The organism is Streptomyces sp. NH27 (assembly GCF_056859195.1).
In genome coordinates, this window is sequence record NZ_JACEGK010000328.1 from 1 (window position 1) to 8,917 (window position 8,917).

An 8,917-nucleotide genomic window follows, 5' to 3' on the forward strand; every position below is an offset into this window, starting at 1 on the left:
GTAGCTGCCCTCTACGTCCTGCTGCTGGTCGGGGGCCGGGATTTCCATCTCCTGGAGGTTCAGCACCTGGCTCATGGGTCTCTCCTGATCTGTTGTGTCTTCACGGCTTCCGCGCCATCGGGTGATGGGCGGACATCTGGGGAGTGCGCGCCGGGGCCGGCGGGCCGGCGCGGCGGGCGAGGGAGTCGACGCTGAAGAGCGGGTCGGGCCGCTGGTCGAGCAGGTGCGAGAGGAACAGCAGGACACCGGACGCTCCGCTCCACAACTCGCAGCTGTGGCGCAGCCGCAGGTCCCCGAGGACGCGGACGGCTCCGCCGCTGGGCAGCGCGTGGGCGAACAGCGTGCGCGCCGACTTCCACGAGGCCGCCCGCGCCCGCTCGTCACCGAGCAGCCGGCCGCACTCGGCCAGGGCGAACCCCAGTCCGGCCAGCCCCTGGAAGAGCCCGGCGTGGGCCACGTATGTGATCGACGACTTCCCGACGAGCTTCGGCACGGCCAGGGCCAGCCGCTCGTCCGGTCCCGCGGCCAGGTGGCGGGCGGCCACCGTGAGAAAACCGGCGGTGCCGCAGTGCAGGTAGTACATGCCCCTGCGGTCCTTCGCGGAGACCGGGAAGACGAGCTCGCCGTTCCCCGACTCCCTGGCCCGGTCGAGTTCCGCGTGCAGCAGCCGGACGCCGTCACGCCGCAGGCGGTCCTCGCCGGTGACGGCCGCCACCTGCTGGAGGGCGTACGCGATCCCGGTGCGTCCGTAGTACAGCCCGGTCATGTCGTGCGGGCCGAGCAGCGCGCTCAGCGCGCCCGGCTGCTCGGGCAGGCGCGTCAGCTCCAGGGCGCGGTCGAGGTGGGACTCGTCGCGGCTGTGCCCGTAGAGGGCCAGGTGCGCCATGGCGACGCCCGCGGCGCCCCACGCGAGGGTGGCCGAGTCGCGGGTCAGTGGATGGCGGTCCGCCGCGCCGAGCAGGCGGCTCGCCTCGTCGTGGAAACCGAGGTCGGCCAGCACCCAGGCGATGCCGGCCAGGCCGGAATAGAGCCCGGGCGCAAGGGAGTCGGCCTGCGCCAGGGCGTCCGCGCGCAGCCGCCGGGTGATCCAGTCGGGGACCTCCACCCCGGACGCGCGCAGGGCGTGCACGACGCCGGCGGTGCCGTAGGCCACGCCGAGCGTGTTGGTCTCGTAGCCCTGCGGGACGGTGGGGAAGACGCCCCACGGACGGTCGGCCGCGGCGTCCACGATGCCCGCCGCGACGCGGTCGCGCAGCTCGATGAGGGCCTTGCGCTCGTCGGCGTCGACCTGTTCGGGGGTGGGCACCTCGGCGATGGCCGCCGCGCTCACGGAGGAGCCGGCGAGGCGCGTCACCCCGCGCCACAGCTCCGGCGGCACCGGGCCGCGCTCGGTGAGGTCGCGCCGGATGTGCGCCAGGACGCCCGGGTTCCGCTCGGCCAGCGGCGCCAGCGGCGTCAGCAGGAGCAACCCCAGACGGGCGGCTGTCGCGGACGGGCCGTCGGCGCTCCCCCGTCGGGCGGCACCAGCACCGGCGTCGCCGCCGTCACTGTCACTGTCACCGGCACTGGCATCGGCATCGGCATCGTCCGAGCCGCTCCCGATGCCCGCGCAGCCGAAACCGCCGGTCAACCGGACGCCGTCGTCGCGGTCGATGAGGACGTCGCGCGCCTCGACGCGGTCCACCGGGTGGCCGAGGAGCCACAGGCGGCGCAGATCGCGCTCGATCCGGGTCATCAGGTCCGCGACCCGCCGGTGGTAGCGCGCCCAGTCGCCCGCCGACGCGGCCGGGTCGGCCAGCGGGCTGTTCGCGACCACCCAGGAGGTCAGCGGCATCCCCGTGACCAACTCGGCCAGCAGATACGGGTATTGACGCCCCTCGACGAAGACCAGCGGGCGCGGGCACAGGCCGGGCGCCTCCTTGTGGACCCGGGTCAGGACACGCCACTCCTCGCGCAGCCGATCGGCCGCCGAACCCCCGCTCTCGGTCGGACCGGCGTGCGGGAACGCCTGCTTGACGAAGATCTCGGACCCGTCCAGCACGTTGCGCGCCGTGAAGGAGTATCCGGCGGTGGAGGCCGCCTTGAGCCGCCGCACCTCGAAGCCCTCGGGCGGCACGGGAGCGGGAACGGGCCCGTCCATCAGGTAGTCCTCGGTGGACCGCGTGCCGTCCGGGCGGATCGTGGACGCGGCCGGGGCGGGAACGCGGCCGGGGTACACGGCCGACGTGCCCTGGTGGTGCGCCTCGGCCGGCGCGGCGGGCCCGACCTCGAAGACCGCCGCCATGTGCAGCGCCCGCAGCAGGTCTTCCGACGCGGCCTCGTCGGCGGGGGCGGCGACGCAGAACCTGCCCGCCTGCGCCCGCGAGCCGTGCGGGTGGTTCAGATGCCGGTGGACGCTCCGGTTCGCGACGTGCCGGAAGGGGATGCCGCGCGCGAAGCACGCCGCGGCGAAGGCGTCCAGGACCTGCTGGAGCCGTTCGGGACGTGCGGCGGCGTAGATCCGCAGGTCGCCCTCCCCGAACCGCCGGCCGCCGTCGGGCGTCCACTGGGTCCACCACCCGGTCCTGGCGGCGGTCCAGTCCCGCGGTACGGTCCCCGGCCGCAGGTGGGGCGCGCGGTCCGCGACCGCGGACAGCGGCAGGTAGAAGTCGGGATCGGCGAAGGTGAACAGGTCGATGCTCATGAGGTGACCTCCACGCGCCGGCCGGCCGCGGGCGCCGTCAGGTCGGCGTCGGCGCCGCCCGCCTCGTCGTGGCCGAACAGGTCGCGGTAGACGCCCGGTTGCGCGATCAGCCGGCGGTGGTCGCCGCGCTGGACGATCCGGCCCTGCTCCAGCGCGATGATCTGGTCGGCGTTGCGGACCGCGTTGACGCGGTGCGAGATGACGACACGGGTGATGGAGAGCTCGCTGAGCGCCGCGTCGACCCGGCGCTCGGTCTCCGGGTCGAGATGGCTGGTCGCCTCGTCGAGCAGCAGCAGCCGCGGCCGGTGGATCAGGGCCCGGGCGAGCGCGACCCGCTGGCGCTGGCCCGCCGACAGTCCGGTGCCGCCCTCGCCGACCGCCGTGTCGTAGCCCATGGGCAGGGCGGCGACGTCGTCGTGCAGCCCGGCCAGCCGCGCCGCCCTGACGATCTCGTCGAGTCCGGCGTCCGGTCTGCTGAGCACCAGGTTGTCCCGGATCGAACCGTCGAACAGGGTCAGGTCCTGCAGCACGGCGCCGCAGTGCGAGCGCAGGTCCGGCAGGTCCAGATCGGCCAGCGCGACGCCGTCGTGCCGGATCTCGCCGCGCTCGGGCAGGTGCAGGCCCAGCAGCAGCCCGCCGAGCGTGCTCTTGCCCGACCCGGTCCTGCCGACGATGGCCGTCTTCTGCCCGGCGGCGACGGTGAAGGTGATGTCCTCCAGCGTCGAGCGGCGACCGCCCGGGTAGCGGAACGCCACACCGCTCAGGGAGATGGCGGCCGTTGCCGCCACGGGCAGCCGGACGGTGCCGGACCGCTCGCGCGGGGCGTCGAGGACGTCGAAGACCCGCTCGACCTGCGCCCTGATGCCCTGGTACATCTGGCCGGAGTTGGCGAACGTCTCGACGGGGCTGAGGACGGACAGCGCGATCGCGTTGTCGGCGAGCATCGCGCCGACGCTCATCCGGTGGGTGAGCACCAGCCACGCCCCCAGCCAGAGCAGCGCCAGCGGCCCGAACATGCTCAGGCCCTTCTGGGCGCCGGTCAGCCAGGCGCTCCATCGGCCGCGGCGCGCGCTGGCCGTCTGGTACGTCGTGAACAGCCGCTCCCAGCGGGCGGTGGCGCGCTGCTCCACGCCGTTGGCCTTCAACGCGCTGATCGCTTCGAGGGCCTCCACGAGGTAGCCCTGCTCCTCGGTCTTGGCCGCCAGCTCCTGCTGCGCGAGAATCCGCGTCTTGCGGTAACTGCCGGTGACGACGGCGAGTTGGAGCACGAACAGCGGGACCACGGCCACCGCGAACAGCGGCGCGCTCACCAGCAGGCCGATCACGTACCCGGAGAGCAGACAACCGTCGAGGACGGTGGTGAGCAGTTGCTGGGTCAGCGCCTCCCGGGTCGACGACACGCTCGCCAGGCGCATCAGCAGGTCGCCCCGGCCCCGGTCGCCGAAGAAGCCGAGCGGCAGGGCGAACAGATGCGTCACGAACTCCCGGCTCAACCGCTGGTCACCGCGCACGCGCAGGGCGAGCATCGCCAGGCCGCGGGCTGAGGCGAGCACGCCGCACAGCACCGCGATGCCCACCGCGGCCACGAAGAAGAAGCCGAGCGAGCCGACCCGGTGGCCGGGGATGACCGAGTCGACGATGACCCTGGTCGCCATCGGCGCGGCCAGCCCCAGCCCCTGGAGGCCGGCGGCGAGCAGCGCGGCGAGCGTGAGCCGGCGCCGCCCGCCCGGCATGGCGACGAACTGCCGCAGGTAGCGCACCATCGGCATGTCCCGGACGGCCCGCCGCCGGTGGATGAAGTCCGGGCCCGGCGCGAACCGGAGCAGCACCCCACCGTACTCCTCGGCGAACGCGGCACGGGGCAGCCGACGCCGCCCGGCGCCGGGGTCGACGATCCAGACGTGCGCGCGCGACACCTTGGCCACCACGACGAAGTGGTGACGGGACAGGTACGCGATCGTCGGCCCGCTCTGCGGCCGTGCCCACCCGTCGTCGGAGGTGTCCACCGTCACCTGGAGCCCGAACGCCTCGGCGGCGCGCGCGATCTCGCCGGCGGAGACGCCGTCGCGTCCCGTCTCCAGGCACGAACGGCTCTCGGGCACCGATGTCTGCCGGCCGTGGAAGCTGAGCACCATCGCCAGGCACGCGGCGCCGCACTCGGTCTTGGTCAGCTGGACGCGCAGCGGGATCCGCCGGGCCGGGAGCAGGCGACGCGCGAACGGGGGGAGGCTCATGGCTGTTCCTCCAGTGGAAGGACGGACGCGACGCTTTCCGGCGCGGCGCTACGGAGCAGGCCGTGGCCGATGCCGGCCGGCCCTGGCGTCGGCCCTGGCATCGGCCCTGGCGAGGGGAGCGCGCCGGGGGTGCCGCACGGCGACCCGTGCCGCACGACAGGCCCCGGGGTCGCGCCGTCCGTGCGGCCCGGGGTCGCGCGTCCGACGCGGTCCGGCGCCGGCAACCGTTCGAGCACCGAAGGACGTTCGAGCACCGGCTCTTCGACCACCGGCCGTTCGAGCACCGGCAGGGCGCGGGTCGACCGGCCGGCGGGCGGCGCCGAGCGGGCGGGGGCGAGGCGCACCGGCCCGTTCTCGTCAACTCTCGGCACAAGACCCTCCTCCCTCGTCGAAAGCGCGCGGCGAAGTCCGCTCGTGCGGGTGGGTCGGGGCGCGGTGGGGCACGTCGGGTTCCGGCTGGTGCCTGACCGGCGCCGGACCGGCGTGACCGGGATCGACGATGGCAGTGGCCCGGATCACGGACATGAGTGATGAGCACCCAAGTTCCGCCCCGGCCCCCGCACTTGCCGGCCCTGTCCTATGGCGGCCGGGCCTCGCCCCCGCGCAAATGTGGGTGGTGAACGCGCATGCGGCGCAGCGGCACCCCGCGGTCGACTCATGACCAGGTACCCGATCGCGACGAGGGAGGCCCCTGTGGTGTCGAAGGCCCAGCCGACCGCTGCCCGCCCGCTCACCATGCCCTGGGAGCGTCGCAGCCGGCCGGCCCTGACCGGGTCGTGGTGGGTCCGGGCGCTACGCCTCGACGAGCGCTGCGCCACCGGGTGGCCGGACGCCGACGGCACGGGCCCGGCCGAGGGCGACGCGGGCCCGGCCGAGGGCGAGGACGCCGCGGCCGTGGCCGACATCCGACTTCAGCGCTGGCGCGACGCCTTCGCCGACCTCGCCGAGGACGCGCTCGACCGCCAGACGGGCGAGTACGGCGGCACGCCGCGGCAGCTCAGGACGCTGCTGGCCGAACGGCCCGAGCACCTCGCACACCGCGTGGCCAAGCCCGCGTGGGCCCTGGACGCCGAACGGGTGGCGGCGTCGGCGACCGGAGACGGCACGGGAGACGACGGCACCGGAGACGACGGCGCGGCTGATCCGGCCGGCCGTGCGGCCCGCGGCGGCGACCAACACGGCGGATGGCACCGCGGCTTCGCGCTCATCGTCGAGCCGTTCGTCCGCGAGTCGCTGCTGCTGTTCGACGCCGCGACCGACGGCGTCGGCCCCTCCCGCGCCGCGGACCGCGCGGTGGTCAGGGACGCGGCGCGCGGTGAGGTCACCCGGCGGCTCGTACGCCTCGCCAGCCGGGTGCTCGTGCTCGAACTGAACGTCCTGCGCGTCACCGGCCGGCTCGAGGGTGACTCGCCCGAGGAACGCTTCTGGTCGTTCGTCCGGCACTTCCGCCGCCCTGTGCCGCTCGCCGAACTGCTCGACGAGTACGCCGTGCTGGCCCGTCTGTTGATCGCCACGGCCGGGCAAGTGGCCGCTTCCCACGCCGAGTTCCTCCAACGGCTCGCGCAGGACCGGCCGGAGGTGGTGCGCCGGCTGTTCGGCGGCGCCGACCCGGGCCCCCTCACCTCCGTCGAACTGGCCAAGGGCGACACGCACGACGGCGGCCGGTCGGTGGGCGTCGCCACCTTCGCCTCGGGCGCCCGGGCGGTCTACAAGCCCCGGCCGCTGAGCATGCACCGCCACTTCAACGACGTGATCGACTGGTACAACGGGCGGCTGCCGGACTCGTCCCGGCTGCTGACGCTGACCGTCATCGACCGCGGGGACCACGGCTGGGTCGAGTTCGTCGACCCGGCGCCCTGCGCGGACGGCGCCACCGCGACCCGCTACTTCCACCGCCAGGGCACGCTGCTTGCGCTCCTGCACAGCCTGGGCGGCGTCGACTTCCACTTCGAGAACCTGATCGCCGTCGGCGACCAGCCCGTCCCGATCGACCTCGAATCGCTGTTCTGCGCCGACCTGCCCCGCTCCTACGGCAGCCCGACCCTGGACGGCGACCCGGCGGTGACGGCGTACCGCGAGTCGGTGGGCCGGGTCGGCCTGCTGCCCTCCGTGGTCATCGGCGCCGACGGGCAGGCGTTCGACGCGGGCGGCATGGGCGGTGACCAGGACGCGGCGCTGCCGTACCTCGTCGTGGACTGGACCGGGGCGGGCACCGACGCGATGCGCCTGGACCGGGTCCAGCCCGTACTCGGCAGCAGCCAGAACCGGCCCCGGCTGGACGGCGCGGACCTGGACGCGGTGCGGTACGCGGCCCCGCTCCTGGACGGCTACCGCGAGGGGTACGCGGCGATCGCCGCCGGACGCGGTGAATTGCTGGCACCGGAAGGGCCGTTGGCGTCCTTCGTGGACGACCTCGCGCGCATCATCCCGCGGCCCACCCACGAGTACTCCACGCTGCTCGCCGAGACCACGCACCCCGATGTGCTGCGCGACGCGCTCGACCGGGATCAGGTGTTCGGCGTGCTGTGGGCCAGGGCGGCGACCGATCCGGCCCGCGCCCGGCTGGTCCGGCACGAGGTCGCCGACCTGTGGGCGGGCGACGTGCCGCTGTTCACCGCCCGCGCCGGTTCCCGCGACGTGCGCACCGCCGGCGGCGCGGTCGTCGAGGACCTGCTGCCGGAATCCGGCGCGGCCCGGGTCGGGCGCACCCTGGCCGGCATGGGCGAGCGCGACCTGGACGACCAGCGGTGGATCGTCTCGGCGCACCTGGCCACGCGGGTGAGCGGCGCCGAGCCCGGACCGTCCGACGACGCCGCCGCGTCTGCCCCCACCCTGTCCGAACACGCCCTGCCCGAGCGGGCGTTGGCCGTCGCGCGGACCGTCGCGGACCGCCTCGCAGCGTCGGCGTACGCGAGCGGGGGGCGGATCGGCTGGCTCGGACTCGACCTGTGGCAGGAGTCGCGCTGGTCGGTGCGGCCGCTGGGTGTCGATCTGTACAACGGGTACGCGGGCATCGCCCTGTTCCTGGCGCAGCTCGCCGGCGTCACGGGCGAGCCGGCACACGCCGACCTCGCCAGGAAAGTCCTCGACCCGGTCGCGGGTTACGCGCAGGAGGTGCTCAGCGGCGGCGGCGAGCACGAAGCCGAGGCGATCGTGGGGGCGTTCACCGGCATGACCGGTGTGGCGTACGCCCTGGCCTGCTGTTCCGCGTTGCTCGACGACCCGTCCGCGGGGGCACTTGTCGCGCCGCTGCTCGAACTCGCCCGGGAGCGCGTGTCGCAGGACGTCGCCCACGACGTCATCAGCGGCACCGCGGGCTGCCTCGCGGTGGCCGAGGCGCTGTCGGCAGGTCACGGGCCGGCGGCGCACCGGCTGGCCGAGCGCTGCGCCGAGGTGCTCGTCGCCGGCGCGGTCCCGGCCGGCGACGGCCTCGCGTGGCCGGGGCTGGCGCACCGCCCGCTGCGCGGCGTCTCGCACGGCGCCGCGGGCCGCGGCGGGGCGCTGCTGTCGCGCCGGCCTGCGCGCGTTCGCCTACGAACGGGGCTCCTACGACGAGCAGTTGGGCAACTGGCCGGATCACCGCAAGGCGGAGCCGAGCGGCCAGCACACCTGGTGCCACGGGGCGCCCGGTGTCGGCCTTTCCCGGGCCGCGGTCCTGCACGCGTACGCGACGGCCCCCGAGACCGGCGCCGGCCTGGAGAATCTCGCGGACCTGCGGCGCGCGCTGGACAGCACCGCCAGCTTCGGCCGGCACAGCAACCACAGCCTGTGCCACGGCGCGCTGGGGAACCTCGAACTGCTCGCCGCCACAGCTGCGTTGGACGATCCGACGGCCCAACTCGCCTGGCGCCGCGAGGCGTCGGCCGCGGTGGCGCGGATCGAGCGGGACGGGCCGGTCTGCGGGACGCCGGGCGGCATCGCGACGCCGGGACTCATGAGCGGTCTTGCCGGGGTCGGTCACGGCCTGCTGCGGATCGCGGCTCCCGAACAGGTGCCCGCC

3 protein-coding genes and 1 pseudogene are annotated in these 8,917 nt (G+C 74.9%); 2 read left to right on the top strand and 2 right to left on the bottom strand.

The features are described from left to right. Positions 1–100: 100 nt before the first annotated feature. On the bottom strand, positions 101–2,683 hold the full coding sequence (locus AC13HU_RS24220; protein ID WP_483044052.1) for a lanthionine synthetase C family protein: 2,583 nt from the start codon (positions 2,681–2,683) through the stop codon (positions 101–103). Next, positions 2,680–4,917 carry a peptidase domain-containing ABC transporter gene (locus tag AC13HU_RS24225; protein WP_483044053.1) on the bottom strand — a complete coding sequence of 746 codons (2,238 nt, stop codon included), beginning with the start codon at positions 4,915–4,917 and terminating at the stop codon, positions 2,680–2,682. Before AC13HU_RS24225 ends, AC13HU_RS24220 begins: the two co-directional genes overlap by 4 nt. A gap of 735 nt (positions 4,918–5,652) precedes the next feature. Here AC13HU_RS24225 and lanM point away from each other — a divergent pair. Both lanM and AC13HU_RS24235 read left to right on the top strand, forming a co-directional pair. Beyond that, positions 5,653–8,364: pseudogene (gene lanM, locus AC13HU_RS24230) on the top strand (type 2 lanthipeptide synthetase LanM); the annotation flags it as partial. 112 nt (positions 8,365–8,476) lie between these two features. Beyond that, on the top strand, positions 8,477–8,917 hold a 441-nt coding region (locus AC13HU_RS24235; protein ID WP_483044054.1), incomplete at its 3' end, for a lanthionine synthetase LanC family protein.